Source organism: Pseudonocardia sp. (assembly GCF_050250275.1).
In the GTDB taxonomy this organism is placed as follows: domain Bacteria; phylum Actinomycetota; class Actinomycetes; order Mycobacteriales; family Pseudonocardiaceae; genus Pseudonocardia.
In genome coordinates this window covers 45,806-61,798 of the sequence record NZ_JBFWOY010000008.1, presented here as the reverse complement: position 1 = coordinate 61,798, position 15,993 = coordinate 45,806, and the positions used below count along the sequence as shown (strand labels likewise).

The window sequence follows — 15,993 nt, the reverse complement described above, 5'->3', positions numbered from 1 at the left end:
TCGACGAGGAGGACGCGTGGCCCGGATCCGGATGTTGCCCGCCGAGGAGTTCCCCGATGACCTGCGCGACATGGCGGAGTCGCGGACCCCGCTCGAGTTGGGCAACCTGCGCTTCTACGCGCACCGCCCCGCACTGGCCCGCGCCTACGCCACCTACATGGCCGAGCTGCGCAGACCAGGGTTGCTGTCGCGGCGCCTGGTCGAGCTGCTGAGGCTGCGCGTGGCGTTCCACAACCAGTGCCGCAGCTGCATGGCGGTGCGCTACGCCGACGGCGCCGAGGACGGTGTCGACGAGAACCTCGTCTGCCAGCTCGCGAGCCCCGAGGACCCGACAGCCGCGCCCGACCTCACCGACGCCGAGCGGGCCGCGCTGCGCTTCGCCGACCTCATGGCGACCAACCACCTCGCGATCGACGACGCGACGATCGCCGACCTGCGGGGGCACTTCTCCGAGGCGGAGGTCGTCGAGATCGGGATGAACGTCGCCGCGTTCGTCGGCTACGGCCGGCTCTCGATGGCCCTGCACATGGTCGACGAGCTGCCCGAACGCTTCCGGTCCCCGTCGGGGGCGGTGGTGACGCCCTGGAACTCCGAAGGCCAGGACGACAGCGTGCTGATCGGAGGTTCCCGGTGACCGCGCAGATCGACCTCTCCGGTCGCGTCATCGTCGTGACCGGTGCGGGCCAGGGGCTGGGGGAGTCGACCGCCCACGTCTGCGCGGGGCTCGGGGCCTCGGTCGTCGTGCTCGACGTCGACGGGGCCGCCGCGAAGCGCGTCGCCGGGGAGCTCGGGGAGACGGCGCTGGCCGTCGAGGCCGACGTTTCCGACGAGGAGCAGATGGCCGCGGCCGCCGCCGCGACGGTCGCGCGGTTCGGGACGGTGCACGGGCTCGTCGCGAACGCCGGCGTGATCAGCTGGACCCCGATCGAGGACCTCGACGTGGCCGAGTGGGACCGGGTCATGGCCGTCAACGCGCGGGGGCTCTTCCTGGGCGCCAAGTACTTCGGCCCACCCATGCTCGACCAGCGCGCCGGCAGCGTCGTGACGATCAGCTCCGTGGCCGGGACCGTTCCCGAGGCCCGGGCGGGCGCCTACGCCCCGAGCAAGGCGGCCGCGATCATGTTCGCCCGCCAGCTCGCGGTGGAGTGGGGCCCGCGCGGGGTGCGCAGCAACTGCGTGAGCCCCGGCATCATGCGCACGCCGATGGCGGAGAAGTTCAACTCCGACCCCGACGCGCTGCGCCGGCGCCTGGAGATGATCGCGAGCCGGCGCATCGGCGACCCCGCCGAGATCGCCGCCGTGATCGCGTTCCTGCTCTCGGACGCGTCCAGCTTCGTCAACGCCCAGAACCTCGAGGTCGACGGGGGAATGATGCAGATGCTCATCGACGTCCTCCCGCGCCCGGGTGTCCCGGAGGTGCGCTCGTGACCGACGACCCGCTGTTCATCGAGGTCCGCTGCAACGAGTCGACGATGCGCGGGGCCAACCCGCACCTGCCGTACTCGAACGAGGAGATCGTCCGCGAGGCCGTCCGCGGGGCCGACGCCGGCGCCGCGATCTTCCACTGGCACGGCCGCGACCCCGACACCGGCGCCCCCGACAACAGCATCGAGTGCTACCGCGAGGCGCACCAGGGCATCCGTGCCGCGACCGACCTGATCACCAAGCCGACGCTGGGCTACATCAGCCAGACCGGCGTCGAGGACCGGGTCAAGCACCTGCGGGCGCTGGCCGACGACCCGTGGCTGCGCTTCGACGCCGCCGCGGTCGACTTCGGGTCGCTCAACATCGACACCTGGGACGGCCGCCGGTTCACCCCCGGCGACGGCGTGTACGTCAACAGCCGCAACGACATCGAGGCCGTGCTGCGGATCCTCGAGGACATCGACACCTACCTCACGACCGTCGTGTGGGACATCGGCCAGATCCGGACGGCCAAGTGTTTCCGGGAGATGGGACTGGCCCAGGCGCCGACGTTCTGGGAGCTGGTGTTCACCGGCGACGCCCGGCCGTCGGGCGCGGGCACGAACCTGTTGGCGCTGCAGGCGATGGTCGCCGAGCTGCCGCCGGGGGAGCCGTGGCAGCTGATGTGCTACGGCGGCGACGTCCTCCCGCTGGCCGCGGCGGCGATCGTGCTCGGCGGGCACGTCGCGATCGGGCTGGGCGACCACGACTACGCCCGCTTCGGCACCCCGCACAACGGCGAGCTGGTCGCGCGGGTCGTGGCCCTGGCCGAGACGATCGGCCGGCCCGTCGCGACCCCGGCGCAGGCCCGCGAGCTGCTGGGGATGCGGGCCCTGCCGGAGCGGTCGGCTCACACCGCGGTGAGCAGTACCGGGTAGCTGTCGTGGCGGCGCTGGGCCGTCGGAGCGAGCAGGGGCGTGCGGTCCGGATCGGGCCGCACGCCCAGCTCGCGCAACCGCGCCAGGATCTGCAGGTGCACCCCGGGGGTCACGGCGGTACCCGTCACGACGGCCCGGCCCAGGCACAGGTGCGGACCGCTGCCGAAGGTGAGCCCCCACGGCCGCGCCCGCTCGGCGAGCGCGCGACCGGGGCGGAACGTGTCGGCGTCGGGCCCGAAGACGCCCGGGTCGCGGTTGGCGGCGTGCAGGTCGACGGCCACGTACTCGCCCGCGCGGACGGCCCGGCCGTCGCGCAGGGTGACGTCGACCAGCGCGCGGCGCAGCAGCGCTACCGTCGGCGGGTAGAGCCGCAGGGTCTCGGCGAGGGCATCGGTCAGCCGCTCGTCGGGCAGCGGGCACCGTGACAGCTCGTCGACGACGTGCACCAGCAGCGCCGCGTTGTTCAGGGTCGACGCCGCGAGGAACAGCACGACCTCGCGGACCGCGGCCTCGTCGTCCCACTCGTCGGGGTGGGCGGCCATGATCGCCGCGAGCGTCGACCCCTCGGCGAGCCGGGGGAAGTCCGCGACGAGCGCGTCGCGCGCCGCCAGGCCCTCGGCGAGCACGACCTCGTGGTCGCGTGTCGACCACTCGACCGTCACCGCCTCCAGCAGCGGCCCGAGCAGGGCGAGCAGCCGGGGCGTTCGTTCGCCGAGGTCGCCGAGCCCGATCATCGACGCCGCGAGCTGCAGGAACACCGAGCGTCCGAGGGGGACGAGGTCATCGCCCTGCGCGCGGATGCACTCGTCGAGGGTCGCGGCCACGACGCTGTCGTAGTCCGCGAGCGCCGTCCGTGACATCAACGGCGCCAGGAGCCGACGCCTGCGCAGGTGGGCGGGACCGTCCATCACCAGGACGGTCCCGCCCACGAGCGGCGCGCTCTCGTACTTGGACTCCTGCGCGAACAGGCGCGACGTCAGGATCTCGTCGGCCTCCGCGAAGGAGGTCACGCGCGCGAGTGTCACTCCTTCTCGATCACACCAAGCAGCTCGAGCATCCGGGTCGGGGTGATCGGGGTCTCGGTGATCCGCGGCCGTCCGACCTGCGCGAGCGCGTCGTCGATCGCGTTGAGCAGCGCGGCCGGGGCGAGCACCGTGCCGCCCTCGCCGACACCGCGCGACCCGACGACCTTGTCCGACTCGAACTCCATGTGCTCGATCTCGATCTCCGGCAGTTCCGGAGCGCTCGGCATCAGGTAGTCCATGAACGTCGCCGACAGGTACTGGCCGTCGTCGGAGTAGGCCGAGTGCTCCAGCAGCATGCCGCCGACGCCCATCGCGATCCCACCGATGACCTGGCCCTCCACGACGGCAGGGTTGATCATCTTGCCGCAGTCCTCGACGACGAGGAACCGCTTGACCTGGACCTTCCCGGTGTCCTGGTCGATCTCGACCCAGCAGGCGTGGCTGGCCTGGGAGAACCCGCCGCCCTCGCCGTCGTAGTTGGCGACGAACTCCATCTCGGTGTTGGTGCCGGGGGGCATCTGGTCGGCGGCGAGCCAGCAGCCCATCGCGATCTGGGCCATCGGCACCGAGGCGCCCGAAACACCCTTGACCGAGACGATGCCGTCGACGATGTCGAGGTCGTCGACGCTCGCCTCCAGCATGTGCGAGGCGATCTCCAGGACGCGCCTGCGCAGCTCCCGTGAGCCGTAGACGACCGCGCCGCTGGCCATGGTGGCGGCCCGGCTGCCGCCGGTGCCCAGCATGGAGAACGGGGTGGCGTCGGTGTCGCCGTAGACGATGCGGATGTCGTCGAAGCCGACGCCGAGCTCGTCGGCGATCAGCTGCGACAGCGTCGTCTCGTGGCTCTGCCCGTGCGGGGTCTGCGGGGTGAACGCGGTGACCTTGCCGTCGATCTCGATGCGGATGCGGCAGGGCTCGGAGCCGAACGGGAAGCCGACGGCCGCCCAGAACTCCTGCGTACCCGGCGCCGGCTCGATGAACGTCCCGACCCCGAACCCGAGCAGCCTGCCCTCGGCGCGGGCGGCCTCCTGCTCACGGCGGACCTCGTCGAGGTCGACGATCTCGACGAGCCGGTGGAAGGTCTCCGCCGCGGTGACGTTCTCCAGCGTCACGTTGGTGATCATCTTCGTGGGCTGGTCGTCGAGGGTGATGAGGTTGCGGGTGCGGACCTCGACGGGGGAGATGCCGCACGTCTCGGCGATCTTGTCCATCAGCCGCTCGCGCACCAGCGTCTCCACGGCCCACGGCCCGCGCAGCGAGATGTAGGACGCCTTGTTGGTGGCGACGATGTGGTGCTGGAAGTGGTAGGCGGGCAGCTTGTACGGGCCGGGCAGGGTGGTGCGGACGAGGCCCGCGTACACCGTGGCCGGCGGGTTGATCGGGTAGGCACCGGCGTCGAGCTTCATCGTGACGCGCAGGCCCAGCAGGGTGCCGTCGGCCTTGACCGCGGCCTGCAGGGTCAGCTGCTCCTCGCGGGCCGCCCCGGCCGCGACGAGGTGCTCGTTGCGGTCCTCCACCCACTTCACGGTGCCGCCGATGGCCTTGGCCGCGGCGCAGACGGCCACGTCCTCGCGGTAGGCGGAGAACTTCAGCCCGAATCCGCCGCCGATGTTGTTGGCGGTGACCCGGAACTGGTGGATGGGCTGGCGGATCCAGCCGGCGAGCAGGAACCGCAGCGTGTGCGTGGTCTGCGTGGACGCCTCGTAGGTGAGCTGGCCGCTGCCCGTCTCGTAGCTGGCGACGCCACCGCGGGTCTCCATCGGGTTGCAGGCCCAGCGGTGCTGGTCCAGCGACTGCTCGACGACGTGGTCGGCCTGGGAGAACGCGGCCTCGATGTCGCCGAACAGCTGCTCGTCGGTGTGCACGACGTTGCCCGGGACGACGTCGCCGAACAGCTGCGGCGCGCCGTCGGCCAGGCCCGCGGTGGTGCTCATGACCGGGTCGAGGGGCTCGATGTCGATCTCGATCAGACCGGCCGCGTCCTCGGCGATGTAGCGGCTCTCGGCGACGACCAGCGCCACCGGCTCGCCGACGAAACGCACCACGTCGTGCGCGATCGCGGGGTACGACGGGCTGTTCAGGCCGGGGATCGGCTGAGCGAAGCTCAGGTCCTCGGTGATCGCGCTCATGTCGGCGCCGGTGAAGACGCGCACGACGCCCTCGACCTCGCGGGCCGCGGATACGTCGATCGAGGTGATCCGCCCGTGGGCGACGTTGCTGCGCAGGAAGTGGGCGTGGAGCATGCCGCGTTCCTGCACGTCGTCGATGTAGCGACCGGTGCCGGTCAGGATCGTGCGGTCCTCCTTGCGGTGGACCGATGCCCCGACGAGCCCGGAGATCGCGCTGCCGCCGGCCATCAGGCCTGCCCTCCCGTGGTCTCCGAGCCGGCGCCGGCGAGCGCCGCCTCGGCACCGTCGACGATCGACTGGTAGCCGGTGCACCGGCAGATGTTGCCCGAGAGCTCCTCGCGGATCTCCTCGCGCGAGCACGGCACCGGCCGGCCCGCCTTCTTCTCCTCGCACATGCCGTAGATCGACATGACGAAACCGGGGGTGCAGAACCCGCACTGGAAGGAGTGGTTGTCTCGCAACGCCTGCTGCACCGGGTGCAGCGTCCCGTCGGCGGCCGCGAGGCCTTCGACCGTGGTGATCTCGCGGCCGTCGGCCTGCACGGCGAGCTGGGTGCAGGAGCGCTCGGTCCGGCCGTCGACGACGACGGTGCACGCCCCGCACACCCCGTGCTCACAGCCGAGGTGCGTGGCGGTCAGGCCCAGGTCCTCGCGCAGGAAGTCGGCCAGCGTGCGCCGGACCTCGACGCTCACGGTCCGCTTGCGGCCGTTGACGGTGACGGTGATCTCTCGGGAACTCATCGCACGCCCTCGCTGACGGTCGGTCGGCGCTTCGCGCAGACGCTGTGTCGACTGTTCACTCGCTGACGCTCTTTCACTGGTTCTCCCGGGCGCGGGCGGCGGCGGTGGCGACGGCCTTGCGGATCAGGACGCCCGCGACGTGCTTGCGGTACGCGGCCGATCCGTGCAGGTCCGACGACGGGGACAGGTCGGCGACGGCGGCCTGGGCGGCCTCCTCGAGGATCGAGTCGTCGACGGTGCGCCCGGTCAGTGCGGCCTCGGCGCTGCCGGCGCGGACGGGTGCGATTCCGACCCCGGACAGCGCGATCCGCGCCTCGGCGACGACGTCGCCGTCGAGCCGGACCTGGGCGGCGACGCCGACCATCGCGAAGTCGCCGTGCCTGCGGGCGACCTCCTCGTAGGCGGCTCCGGTGGCCGGGCCGGCGGACCGCACGCGGATCGCGGTGAGGATCTCGTCCTCGGCGAGCGCGGTGGTGAAGAAGCCGGTGAAGAACTCGGCCGCGGGGATGGTCCGCTCACCTGCGGGGCCGCGGGCCACCATGTCGGCGTCGAGGCACGCGGCGACCGTCGGGAGCTCGGCGGCGGGGTCGGCGTGGGCGATGCTGCCGCCGATCGTGCCGCGGTTGCGGATCGCGGTGTGCCCGATGAACGGGATGGCCTCGGCCATCAGCGGGCAGGCCTTCGCCACGACGTCGGAGTGCTCGGCATCGCGCTGGCGCACGAGCGAGCCGATCGTCAGGACGCCGGCGTTCTCGGTGATGCCGGTCAGCTCGTCGATGCCGTTGATGTCGACGACCAGGCTCGGCTGGGCGAGGCGCAGGCTCAGCAGCGGGACGAAGCTCTGTCCGCCGGCCAAGACCTTCACGTCGCCCGCATCGGGTGCGGACATGGCAGCGATGGCGTCGTCCAGCGACGCCGGTGATACGTACTCGAAGACGGGGGGCTTCATTGGGCGCCCTCACCTCTCTGTGAGATCGTCCGTGGCTGGGGATATTGTTATCAGAGATTGCTGTGGCGGGACAGCCCGGGGACGGTATTCCGGGTTCGCGGCGAGAGCCTCGAGATAGTTCCGAGAATGCGGATTTCTCGCCGCATGCAGGTGCGCGACAACCATAGGATCACCGCCGGGACGAGGGGAAGTACCGCCCGTGACCAGCACCCAGGACCTGCAGACCGTCGTCGCCGAGCACGAACGCGGACGCGTGATCGCGATCGACTCGGCCTACGACGTCGACGACCGCAACACCGGTCGCGACGTCGTCGTCTCCGCGTCCTACTCCGGCGTCCTGCCGGCCCGCTTCGTCGCCGACCGGCGGCCCCGCGGCGCGATCGGCCTCGACTGCGGGATCGGCCCCGAGGGCGCCGGGATCGCCGGGCTCTGGTTCTACGAGGCGCTCGGCATCCCCGCCGCGACCGCCGACGTCAGTGGCGTCCTGCTCGGTGACGGCGTCGACGTCCACCGCAACGGCCGGGTCAGCCGGGTCAACGCCGTCGCCGCGGCCTGCGGCGTCACCGTCGGCATGGCGGTGGCCGACGCCGCGCACCTGCTGCTCACCACCGACCCCGCCGCGCAGGCGCCCTCGGAGATCACCAACCGCACCGTCGTGGAGCAGGGTCCCGGCGGGCGCGCCGTCGTCTGCACCGACTCCATCGCCTTCGGCACCCCGGCCGACCGTGACACCAACGTGCTGGTCACCGCCGGGCACACCGGCCGCTCCAGCGTCCCGTACCTGCGGAAGTTCCGTCCCCACGGGTTCATCTGCTCCGACGGCGGCCGCGGCCGCGACGACTCCGGCGTCGCCGGGCTCGCGATCGTCGAGGCCGACGGGCTGGCCGGGGCGACCGTCGACGCCCGCACCGCGATGATGGGCGACGGCCTGTCGAGCTACCGCGACGGCGTCATCAGTGCGCGCAACACCCTCGCCGCCGCGTGCGGGGTCGAGGTCGGGATGGCCGCCCGCGACGCCGCCCACCTGCTGTTGCAGCGATGATCACCCGCTTCGGGTTCGCGCCCCGCAAGGCGGGGTTCACCGTCGCACAGTTCCAGGACCACTGGCGCGACCGCCACGGCCCCGTCATCGGCGTCCTGCCCGGACTGCGCCGGTACTGGCAGAACCACGCCGTCGACGTGCCGCTGCCGTGGCCGGGTTTCGACGCCTGCTCCGAGATGGACGCCGACGACGTCGCCGGCTTCGACACCGCCTTCTCGCACCCGCACTACCTCGGAGCGGGACAGGCCGACGAGCGCCGGTTCGTCGACCGCAGCGGCGGAGGTGCGGTGCTCACCGCGCGGGTCGCGGGCAGCAGCCCCGAGGTCCCGGCCGGTGTCCGGCTGCTGACGGTGATGCGCGCCGCGCCCGGCGTCGCCACCGGCGACCTGGCGACGGCGCTCGCCACCCCCGGCCGGGGTGGCGCCGCGACCGCGGTCGAGGCGTTCGTCCGGCTCCCGGAGCTGCCGGGGATCGTCGACGCCGTCGAGGCGCTGTGGTTCCCGGACACCGACGCCGCGCTCGCGCACGTCGGGTCCGGGGAGGCGCAGGTCGACCGCCGCGCACTGTCAGGGCTGGTGGCGGCCACCGAGCGGGTCGTCGCGGCCGTCCACGTCGTCGCGCTGCCTCAGCTGCGCGTGTAGGCCTGCCACGTCGGCAGCGACTCGGGGATGTCGGCGGCGGCGGGCTCGGTCCCGGGCCAGCGCCTGCGCAGCGTCCCCGCCAGGACGTCGGGCAGGTCGGCGAGGGGCGCGGCGTAGAGCTGCAGCGCCCGGCGCGACACGAACCGCCAGCGCCCGTCCTCGCGGCGGTAGACGTCGAGGTAGCGCAGCGCGACGACGAACGGCGTCGGCAGGATCGCCAGCTCCGCGTGTGCGGAGACGACGCCGGTCGCGTCGTCGGGGCCGGTGAACTCGATCGTGTGGCTGTGCGGGTAGTGGTAGGTCATCCCGTAGCGGTCGAGCTGGCCGCGGTAGTACCTCATCACCGCCTCGCGGCCGGTCATCGGGCCGTCGGTGGAGTCGAAGACGCAGTCCTCGGTGAACAGCGCGGCCACCCCGTCGACGTCGCGGTCGTCGAGCACCCGGCCGTAGACGGCGACGAGCTCGCCGAGCTCCGCCCGGTCCTCGAGTCGTCGGATGCGTGCCTGCAGGTCCTCGTCGACCATGGTTCCTCCGTTGTGATCCCGAATCCAGGGTGATAGTAGTCAGCATATGAACGACGGTTCCGGAGATGTGACGGTCGAACGACGCGGCGACGTGGCCTGGATCCGGCTGAACAGGCCGGACCGGATGAACGCCTACGACGCCGCGATGGGGCGCGAGCTCACCGACGCCGTCCGCGACGCGTCGACGGCAGGGGTGATCGTCCTGACCGGCAGCGGCCGCGCCTTCTGCGCCGGCGGCTACCTCGCCAACCTCACCGACCCGGACCCCGAGGAGCTGCGCGGCATGTTCTACGCCTCGCTGGAGCTCTTCGACGTCATCCGGAACTCGCCCCGGCCCGTCATCGCCGCCGTCAACGGCGCCGCCGCAGGTGGCGGCAACGAGCTCGTCGTCGCCTGCGACCTCGCCATCGCCGCCCGCAGCGCCAAGCTCGGGCAGACCGGCCCCCGCGTCGGCAGCGCCCCCGTCCTCGGCGGAACCAACCTGCTCGCGATCTCGGTGGGGGAGAAGCGCGCCAAGGAGATCTCCATGATGTGCCGGCGCTACACCGCCGAGCAGGCCATGGAGCTGGGCTGGCTCAACGCCGTCGTCGACGACGACGAGCTCGAGGCCGAGGTGACCCGCTGGGCCGACGAGCTGCTCGCGCTCTCGCCGCGCTACCTGGAGATCGCGAAGATCAGCTCCAACGTGTGGTGGAACGCCTGCCGCGACAACTACGCCTCCGGCCTCGGCATGCTGGTGCAGGCCATCGGATCGCCGGACATGCGCGAGGGCGCGTCGGCGTTCATGGACAAGCGCGCGCCCCGCTTCCGGGACCTGTGATGCAGACCTACCGCGACCTGACGCTCACCTTCCCCGACCGCACCACCTGGACGTTGCCCGCGGTCCTGCGCCACCGCGCGCGGACCCACGCCGACTCCGTGTTCCTCGACGTCCCCTTCCAGGACGCGCGCCTCACCTACGCCGAGACCCTCGACGCGGCCGAACGCGTCGGCGGCGGGCTGCTCACCGGCGGCTGCGTCCAGGGCGACCGGGTGCTGATCATGGGCGCCAACAGCCTCGACTACCTGCTCGCGTGGATGGGCGCGTCGGTCGCGGGGCTCGTCGAGGTCCCGATCAACACCGCCTACCGCGGCACGTTCCTCGAACACCAGGTGCGCACCGTCTCGCCCGTCGCGGCGGTCGTCGACCCCGAGTTCGTCGAGCACTTCCTGAGCCTCGACGCCGCCCGCGCGATCAGGACCTTCTACGTCACCGGCTCCGCCTCCGGCGAGGCGATCGCCGCGCTGCGCGCGGCGGGGTGGGCCGCCGAACCCTTCTCCGCACTCACCGGCGCCGACCGGCCCGCGGCGCTGCCCGAGGTCGCCGCCGCCGACCTCGCCGCGATCCTGTTCACCAGCGGCACCACCGGCCTGTCCAAGGGCGTGATGATGCCCCACGCCCACTTCCACTTCTTCGCCGACGAGTGCGTGTCGCTGTGCCGGCTCACCGACGCCGACGCCCACATGGCCGTCGGCCCTCTCTTCCACGGCAACGCCCAGTTCCTCGCCTGCTACCCGGCGATGATCGTCGGCGCCCGGTTCGTGCTGCAGCAGCGCTTCAGCGCGTCGCGCTGGGTCGACCAGCTGCGCGAGTCACGCGTGACCGTCACCAACTTCATCGGCGTGATGATGGACTGGGTCCACAAGCAGCCCCGCCGCGACGACGACGCCGACAACCCCCTGCGCTGCCTCTACGCCGTCCCGCTCGCCACCTCGATCGCCCCGGACTTCAAGGAGCGCTTCGGGATCGAGGCGTTCGTCGAGAACTTCGGCCTCACCGAGATCTCCATGCCGATCCTCACCCCCTACGGCGCGCAGCGGCCCGCGGGGGCGGCGGGCCTGCTCGTCGAGGACTACTTCGACGTCCGGCTCGTCGACCCGGAGACCGACGAGGAGGTGCCCGACGGTGAGGTCGGGGAGCTGGTCGTGCGGGCCCACCTGCCGTTCACGATGACGGCCGGCTACTACGGCATGCCCGAGCGCACCGTCGAGGCCCAGCGCAACCTGTGGTTCCACACCGGCGACGGCCTGCGCCGCGACGCCGACGGCTGGTACTACTTCGTCGACCGGCTCAAGGACGCCCTGCGCCGGCGCGGGGAGAACATCAGCTCCTTCGAGGTCGAACAGCCGATCCTGGCCCATCCCGGGGTGGCCGACTGCGCGGTCGTCGGGGTCCCGGCCGACTCGGAGGCGGGCGAGGACGAGCTCCTGCTCGTCGTCGTCCCCGAGGAGGGCACGACGCTGACCGCCGCCGAGGTCTGGCAGTGGTGCGAGCCCCGCCTGCCCGCCTTCGCGATCCCGCGCTACGTCCGGATCGCCGAGTCGCTGCCGATGACCCCCTCGGGCAAGGTCCGCAAACTGGAGCTCCGGGAGGCAGGCATGTCCGGCGCAGCGGACCGCGAGACCCTGTGAGCGACCCCAGGCCTGCGGCCCTCACGAGCGCGGAGCGTGCCGTCCGGGTCGGGGCGCTCCGCCGAGCCCATCGCGCCTGGAACGCCGAGATGCACCTCAGCGTCGCTGAAGCCGGGGCGGACAGCCCTCATGTGCATCTCGGCGGCCGGGCTCGGCGGGCGGGCCGGTCGGGATCGGCGGCCGGTCGGGCCATGAGCCGGCGCCGGCCGAGATGCACACCAGTGCTGTCCGGGCGCGGGCCGACCGCGCTCAGGTGCATCTCGGCGCCGGGGGCACCCGCGCGCAACCTCACGGTCGGATCGTGGCGCGAAAACAGCAGTGAGGTTGCGGCCGATCTTCGGTGCGCAACCTCATTGCTGTGCCGAGCCCCCGAGGCAGCAGTGAGGTTGCGCGCCGGGAGTTGCTGCTTCGTTACGAGGCGACCCAGCCCGCGTCGACGGGGAAGACCTGGCCCGTGATCATCCTTGCCTCGTCGGAGGCCAGGTAGACGACCATCGAGGAGATGTCGTCGACGGTCACGTGGCCGCGTTCGCCCTTGAACATGTTGTTGGCGTTGAAGTCGACGAAGGCGGCGTCGGAGTCGACGCCCAGCTGCCCGGCGATGCCGGTGATCATGCCGGTGTAGATGGTGCCGGGGGCGATGCCGTTGACGTTGATGCCCCACTCCGACAGCTCGTTGGCCCAGCTCTTGGTGGCGAGGACGACGCCGCCCTTGGCCGCCGCGTAGTGCGACACCATCGGCAGGGCCTTCAGCCCACCCGCGGACGACGTGTTGATGACCTTGCCCGAGCCCTGCGCCTTCATGATCGGCGCGATGAACCGCATGGTGTTGAAGATGCCCTTGAGGCAGACGTCGATGACGGCGTCGAGGCTCTCGTCGGAGATCTCGTCGACGGCCTCGACGATGCAGACGCCGGCGTTGTTGCAGAGGATGTCGATGGTGCCGAAGCGGTCGACGGCGGTGGCGACGGCGTCGCGCATCTGGGCGGAGGAACGGACGTCGGCCTGGATGGCGATGGCCTCGGAGCCGATCGCCTCGACGGCGGCGACGGTGGCGTCGAGCTCCTCGCGGGTGGCGAGGGGGTAGATGGGCTTGATGTCCTCGCAAATGTCGACGGCGACGATCTTCGCGCCTTCGCGGGCGAGGTACTCGGCGTGCGAGGCACCCTGACCGTGCCCGGCACCGGTGATGAACGCGACCTTGCCCTGCAGCTTCACTGTGTCCTCCTTGTCAGAGTCGTTCTGCCACCAGCAACCCCAGCGTGATCGCGCGGCTCAGTGAGAAGCCGCTGTTGTAGGCGGTGCCCGACGACGTGAACGCCGCCGCGGCGCCCGCCGCGTGCAGGCCCTCGACGGGCCCTCCGGTCGAGGTGAGGACCTGGCCGTCGGGGTCGACGGCGATACCGGTGAGCCCGATCCCGGTACTGACCATCGTGAGCCGCATGCCGAAGAACGGCGGCTCGTCGACGGGCCCGAGGTTGGGGTGTCCCGGGTTCGAGGGGTCGCCCTGGAATCGTTGCCACGTGGTGTTGGTGCCGCGGCCGAACTCGGGGTCGGAGCCACTCGCGACGTCGGCGCTGAACCGGGCGGCGGTGGCCTCCAGCGCCACGCCGTCGATGCCCAGCGCGGTGCCGAGATCCCGCAGTGAGGACGCGGACGACACGACCTCCGGCGGGTAGACGCCGCCGGGCGGGGTGGGGCCCAGGCCGTAGCGGCGGTGGTGGCGGGAGTCCCAGATCATGAAGCAGGGCAGGTGCTCGCTGCCGGGCTCCAGGACCGACTCGGCGATCTCCCAGTAGACGGCGTCGTCGCAGAACCGCCTGCCCGTGCGGTCGACGACGAACGTGTGCGGCAGCGAGTGCTCGCGGGCGACCTGGAAGCCGGGGTAGCCGTCGACGGGGTAGCCGACCTGCACGGGTACCCGGGCGGCGGGGAACTCGACGACGGCGCCCCCGGCCTGGCGGGCCAGCCGGATGCCGTCGCCGGTGAGGGTGCGGGGTGCGACGCTGCCGCGGTCGGCGGGGGTGAGGCCGAGGAAGTCGTGGGCGAGTTCGTCGTCCCAGTCGTAGCCGCTGGTGGCCAGGACGACGGGCCCGTCGAGGATGCGCCGGGCGCCGTCGGGGGTCTCGGCGACCACGCCGGTGACGCGGCCGTCGTCGACGCACAGCTCGGTCGCGGTGTGCTCGAGCAGGATCTCCACACCGCGTTCGAGGGCGGCGACGAGGAACCCGGCGACGACGCCGGTCCCGAAGGTGTAGCGGTCCTCGCGGCGCAGCGGGTCGGCCTCCGGTGGGGCGCCGAACGCCGATGCCCGCAGCCCGGCGCCCAGGATCTCGGCGTATCCGGTGCCGACGGGGAAGTGCGGTGACACCCGCAGCCGGTCGCGCCAGGCGCCGAGGCGCCGCGCGTCGTAGGCGGCGGTGAGGTAGCGGCCGGTGGCCCGGGAGCCGGGCGCGTCCTGGTGGTAGTCGGGGTAGTCGGGGATGATCTCCCAGGTCACGGCGCCCGCATCCTCGAAGTACCGCGCGGCGCGCGGTGCCTCGGTGAGCCAGCGGGCCAGCGCGGCGTCGTCGATGAGCTCGGGGTGCGAGGCGCCGACGGCGCGGACGTACTGTTCGGCGGCGTCGAGGTCGTCGGGAATCCCCTGTGCCGCTTCGAGGTGGTTCGCGGCGACCCAGACCTGACCGCCGGAGAAGGACGCCGCGCCACCGGCGAGGTCGCCCTTCTCCAGCACGGTCACGGCGACGCCGCGGTCCGCGGCGGCGACGGCCGTCGCGAGGCCGGCCAGGCCGGCCCCGACGACGACCGCCGTGCGTGCAGCGGTCACTGGCAGACCGGGTCGCCGCTGGACTTGAACACGCCCTGGGTGACCTTGGCCAGCTGGATGCAGGTGCTGGCGGTGCGATCGGTGGCGCTGATCGAGATGGGCGGCATGATCCCGCCGATCTGGAGGTCCTTGGTCTCCTGCAGCGCGGCGAGGAACGAGTCACGGGTGACGTCCTTGCCGGCCCGCTGCAGCGCGTCGACGATGATCTTGCCGCCGACCCAGCTGTTGAGCGCGTACATGCTCTGCGACTTGCCGGGCTCGTACTTGTCCATCGCGGCGCGGAACTCGGCGGTGCCGGGGACGTCGGACTGCGGCGGCGCGTACGGGTTGACGGTGACGACGCCCTCGGCGAGCGGGCCGGTGAGCTTGGCGAGGTCGGGGCTGGTGTTGCCCAGCGAGCTGTACCACTGGGGCTTGTAGCCGGTCTGGTCGGCTTCCTTGAGCGCCACCGAGATCTGGTTGACGTTGCCGATGAACACCAGGTCGCTCACGCCGGCGGCCTGCAGCTTCTGCAGCTGGGTGGCGTAGCTGGTGGTGGTGCGCTCGAAGCTGACGTTCTCGGTGAGGACGGTCTTGCCCTTCTTGAAGCCGTCGGCGACCTCGGAGGACGTGCCGTCGTTCTGGTAGAGGATGCCCCACTTGCCGGCGGCCAGGTCCGGCTGCGTGGCGACCCAGTCCGAGAGCAGCTGGAACTGTGCCGACAGCGGCAGCATGGAGGCGAACGAGCGGTCGTAGGTCGCCAGCTGCGTGCTCAGCGCCATCGGGAACAGCAGGGGTACGCCGGCCTGCTGCAGGGTCGGCATCCCGGCGAGGGTGGTCGCGGTGCCGTTGTTGCCCCAGACCCCGAGGACGGGCTGCTGGGTGGCGAAGTACCGGGCGCCCGCGACGGCCTGCTTGGGGTCGTACTGGTCGTCCTGCACGGCGAGCGCGAGCTTGCGGCCGTGGATGCCGCCGGCGGCGTTGACGGTCTGGATGAGCGCGTCGGCGCCGGCCTGCCCGTCGGTGCCGAGGGCTGCGAAGGGTCCGGTCATCGGGCTGACCATGCCGAGCGTGATCGTGTCGGCCGTGATGCCGGGGGACGCTGCTCCACCTCCGCCCCCGGACTCCGACGACGACACTGTCGCGCCGCCACAACCTGCGAGAACGGTGGCGGCGATCGCTGCTACGGCTACGCCCACTACTCGACGCATGGGGTCGTCCTTCCCCGGCGGCAGCACTGCCGCCTCGGCGGAGAATCTATGTTAATAGTGTGGCGACATTAGGACCGCCGACCCTCGTGCGCAAGATGCCCGGACGGGGTTCCCTCTGCCCCAATCCATGTAT

At 71.9% G+C, this 15,993-nt stretch carries 15 protein-coding genes; 7 read left to right on the top strand and 8 right to left on the bottom strand.

The features are described from left to right. Window positions 1-16 precede the first annotated feature (16 nt). From AB7F12_RS09895 to AB7F12_RS09885, 3 genes are read left to right on the top strand one after another with little or no spacing between them, the layout of a single operon-like run. The gene (locus AB7F12_RS09895) at window positions 17-634 is read left to right on the top strand and encodes a carboxymuconolactone decarboxylase family protein (RefSeq protein ID WP_428497190.1); all 618 of its coding nucleotides are present in this window, start codon (window positions 17-19) and stop codon (window positions 632-634) included. After that, on the top strand, window positions 631-1,428 hold the full coding sequence (locus AB7F12_RS09890; protein WP_428497191.1) for an SDR family NAD(P)-dependent oxidoreductase: 798 nt from the start codon (window positions 631-633) through the stop codon (window positions 1,426-1,428). The genes AB7F12_RS09895 and AB7F12_RS09890 overlap by 4 nt, the downstream gene beginning before the upstream one ends. Further along, a complete protein-coding gene (locus AB7F12_RS09885; RefSeq protein WP_428497192.1) occupies window positions 1,425-2,342 on the top strand; it encodes a 3-keto-5-aminohexanoate cleavage protein in 918 nt (305 codons plus the stop codon). Before AB7F12_RS09890 ends, AB7F12_RS09885 begins: the two co-directional genes overlap by 4 nt. On the opposite strand, the gene AB7F12_RS09880 is transcribed toward AB7F12_RS09885, so the two are convergent. From AB7F12_RS09880 to AB7F12_RS09865, 4 genes are all read right to left on the bottom strand, one after another. Further along, window positions 2,315-3,352, bottom strand: coding sequence for a cytochrome P450 (locus tag AB7F12_RS09880; protein ID WP_428497193.1), 1,038 nt, complete (start codon window positions 3,350-3,352; stop codon window positions 2,315-2,317). The genes AB7F12_RS09885 and AB7F12_RS09880 overlap by 28 nt on opposite strands. Before the next feature lie 11 nt (window positions 3,353-3,363). After that, the gene (locus AB7F12_RS09875) at window positions 3,364-5,724 is read right to left on the bottom strand and encodes a xanthine dehydrogenase family protein molybdopterin-binding subunit (protein ID WP_428497194.1); all 2,361 of its coding nucleotides are present in this window, start codon (window positions 5,722-5,724) and stop codon (window positions 3,364-3,366) included. Beyond that, window positions 5,724-6,236, bottom strand: coding sequence for a (2Fe-2S)-binding protein (locus AB7F12_RS09870; protein WP_428497195.1), 513 nt, complete (start codon window positions 6,234-6,236; stop codon window positions 5,724-5,726). Before AB7F12_RS09870 ends, AB7F12_RS09875 begins: the two co-directional genes overlap by 1 nt. A 73-nt stretch (window positions 6,237-6,309) precedes the next feature. Beyond that, window positions 6,310-7,185 carry an FAD binding domain-containing protein gene (locus AB7F12_RS09865; RefSeq protein ID WP_428497196.1) on the bottom strand — a complete coding sequence of 292 codons (876 nt, stop codon included), beginning with the start codon at window positions 7,183-7,185 and terminating at the stop codon, window positions 6,310-6,312. 199 nt (window positions 7,186-7,384) lie between these two features. Between AB7F12_RS09865 and AB7F12_RS09860 the strand changes: the two genes are divergently transcribed. Both AB7F12_RS09860 and AB7F12_RS09855 read left to right on the top strand, forming a co-directional pair. Further along, window positions 7,385-8,227: a hypothetical protein gene (locus AB7F12_RS09860; RefSeq protein WP_428497197.1), complete on the top strand. Its 843-nt coding sequence runs from the start codon at window positions 7,385-7,387 to the stop codon at window positions 8,225-8,227. Beyond that, window positions 8,224-8,868, top strand: a complete 645-nt coding sequence (locus AB7F12_RS09855) for an EthD domain-containing protein (protein ID WP_428497198.1) — start codon at window positions 8,224-8,226, stop codon at window positions 8,866-8,868. Before AB7F12_RS09860 ends, AB7F12_RS09855 begins: the two co-directional genes overlap by 4 nt. Here the strand turns inward: AB7F12_RS09855 and AB7F12_RS09850 are convergent. Continuing rightward, complete coding sequence (locus tag AB7F12_RS09850; protein WP_428497199.1) at window positions 8,853-9,392, bottom strand: nuclear transport factor 2 family protein; 540 nt, start codon at window positions 9,390-9,392, stop codon at window positions 8,853-8,855. The two genes, AB7F12_RS09855 and AB7F12_RS09850, sit on opposite strands and share 16 nt — an antisense overlap. Before the next feature lie 67 nt (window positions 9,393-9,459). Between AB7F12_RS09850 and AB7F12_RS09845 the strand changes: the two genes are divergently transcribed. Further along, window positions 9,460-10,212 (top strand): enoyl-CoA hydratase/isomerase family protein, encoded by a 753-nt coding sequence (locus AB7F12_RS09845; RefSeq protein WP_428516748.1) that lies wholly within the window; start codon window positions 9,460-9,462, stop codon window positions 10,210-10,212. Continuing rightward, entirely contained in the window at window positions 10,212-11,843 is a 1,632-nt protein-coding gene (locus AB7F12_RS09840; protein WP_428497201.1) for an AMP-binding protein, read from the top strand. Before AB7F12_RS09845 ends, AB7F12_RS09840 begins: the two co-directional genes overlap by 1 nt. 411 nt (window positions 11,844-12,254) lie before the next feature. Here AB7F12_RS09840 and AB7F12_RS09835 read toward each other — a convergent pair whose 3' ends face one another. Genes AB7F12_RS09835 through AB7F12_RS09825 form a run of 3 tightly spaced genes read right to left on the bottom strand, consistent with a single transcriptional unit; the run spans window position 12,255 to window position 15,860 of the window. Next, window positions 12,255-13,061 carry an SDR family NAD(P)-dependent oxidoreductase gene (locus AB7F12_RS09835; protein WP_428497202.1) on the bottom strand — a complete coding sequence of 269 codons (807 nt, stop codon included), beginning with the start codon at window positions 13,059-13,061 and terminating at the stop codon, window positions 12,255-12,257. Window positions 13,062-13,074: 13 nt separating this feature from the next. Beyond that, window positions 13,075-14,670 carry an FAD-dependent oxidoreductase gene (locus tag AB7F12_RS09830; protein ID WP_428497203.1) on the bottom strand — a complete coding sequence of 532 codons (1,596 nt, stop codon included), beginning with the start codon at window positions 14,668-14,670 and terminating at the stop codon, window positions 13,075-13,077. After that, window positions 14,667-15,860, bottom strand: a complete 1,194-nt coding sequence (locus AB7F12_RS09825; protein ID WP_428497204.1) for an ABC transporter substrate-binding protein — start codon at window positions 15,858-15,860, stop codon at window positions 14,667-14,669. Before AB7F12_RS09825 ends, AB7F12_RS09830 begins: the two co-directional genes overlap by 4 nt. Between the last annotated feature and the right edge of the window lie 133 nt (window positions 15,861-15,993).

What these genes read in the sequence shown, in the direction of transcription:
- AB7F12_RS09875 (WP_428497194.1), bottom strand. Translation starts at nt 5,724, where the DNA reads ATGGCCGGCGGCAGCGCGATCTCCGGGCTCGTCGGGGCATCGGTCCAC.
- AB7F12_RS09870 (WP_428497195.1), bottom strand. Translation starts at nt 6,236, where the DNA reads ATGAGTTCCCGAGAGATCACCGTCACCGTCAACGGCCGCAAGCGGACC.
- AB7F12_RS09865 (WP_428497196.1), bottom strand. Translation starts at nt 7,185, where the DNA reads ATGAAGCCCCCCGTCTTCGAGTACGTATCACCGGCGTCGCTGGACGAC.
- AB7F12_RS09855 (WP_428497198.1), top strand. Translation starts at nt 8,224, where the DNA reads ATGATCACCCGCTTCGGGTTCGCGCCCCGCAAGGCGGGGTTCACCGTC.
- AB7F12_RS09850 (WP_428497199.1), bottom strand. Translation starts at nt 9,392, where the DNA reads ATGGTCGACGAGGACCTGCAGGCACGCATCCGACGACTCGAGGACCGG.
- AB7F12_RS09840 (WP_428497201.1), top strand. Translation starts at nt 10,212, where the DNA reads ATGCAGACCTACCGCGACCTGACGCTCACCTTCCCCGACCGCACCACC.
- AB7F12_RS09825 (WP_428497204.1), bottom strand. Translation starts at nt 15,860, where the DNA reads ATGCGTCGAGTAGTGGGCGTAGCCGTAGCAGCGATCGCCGCCACCGTT.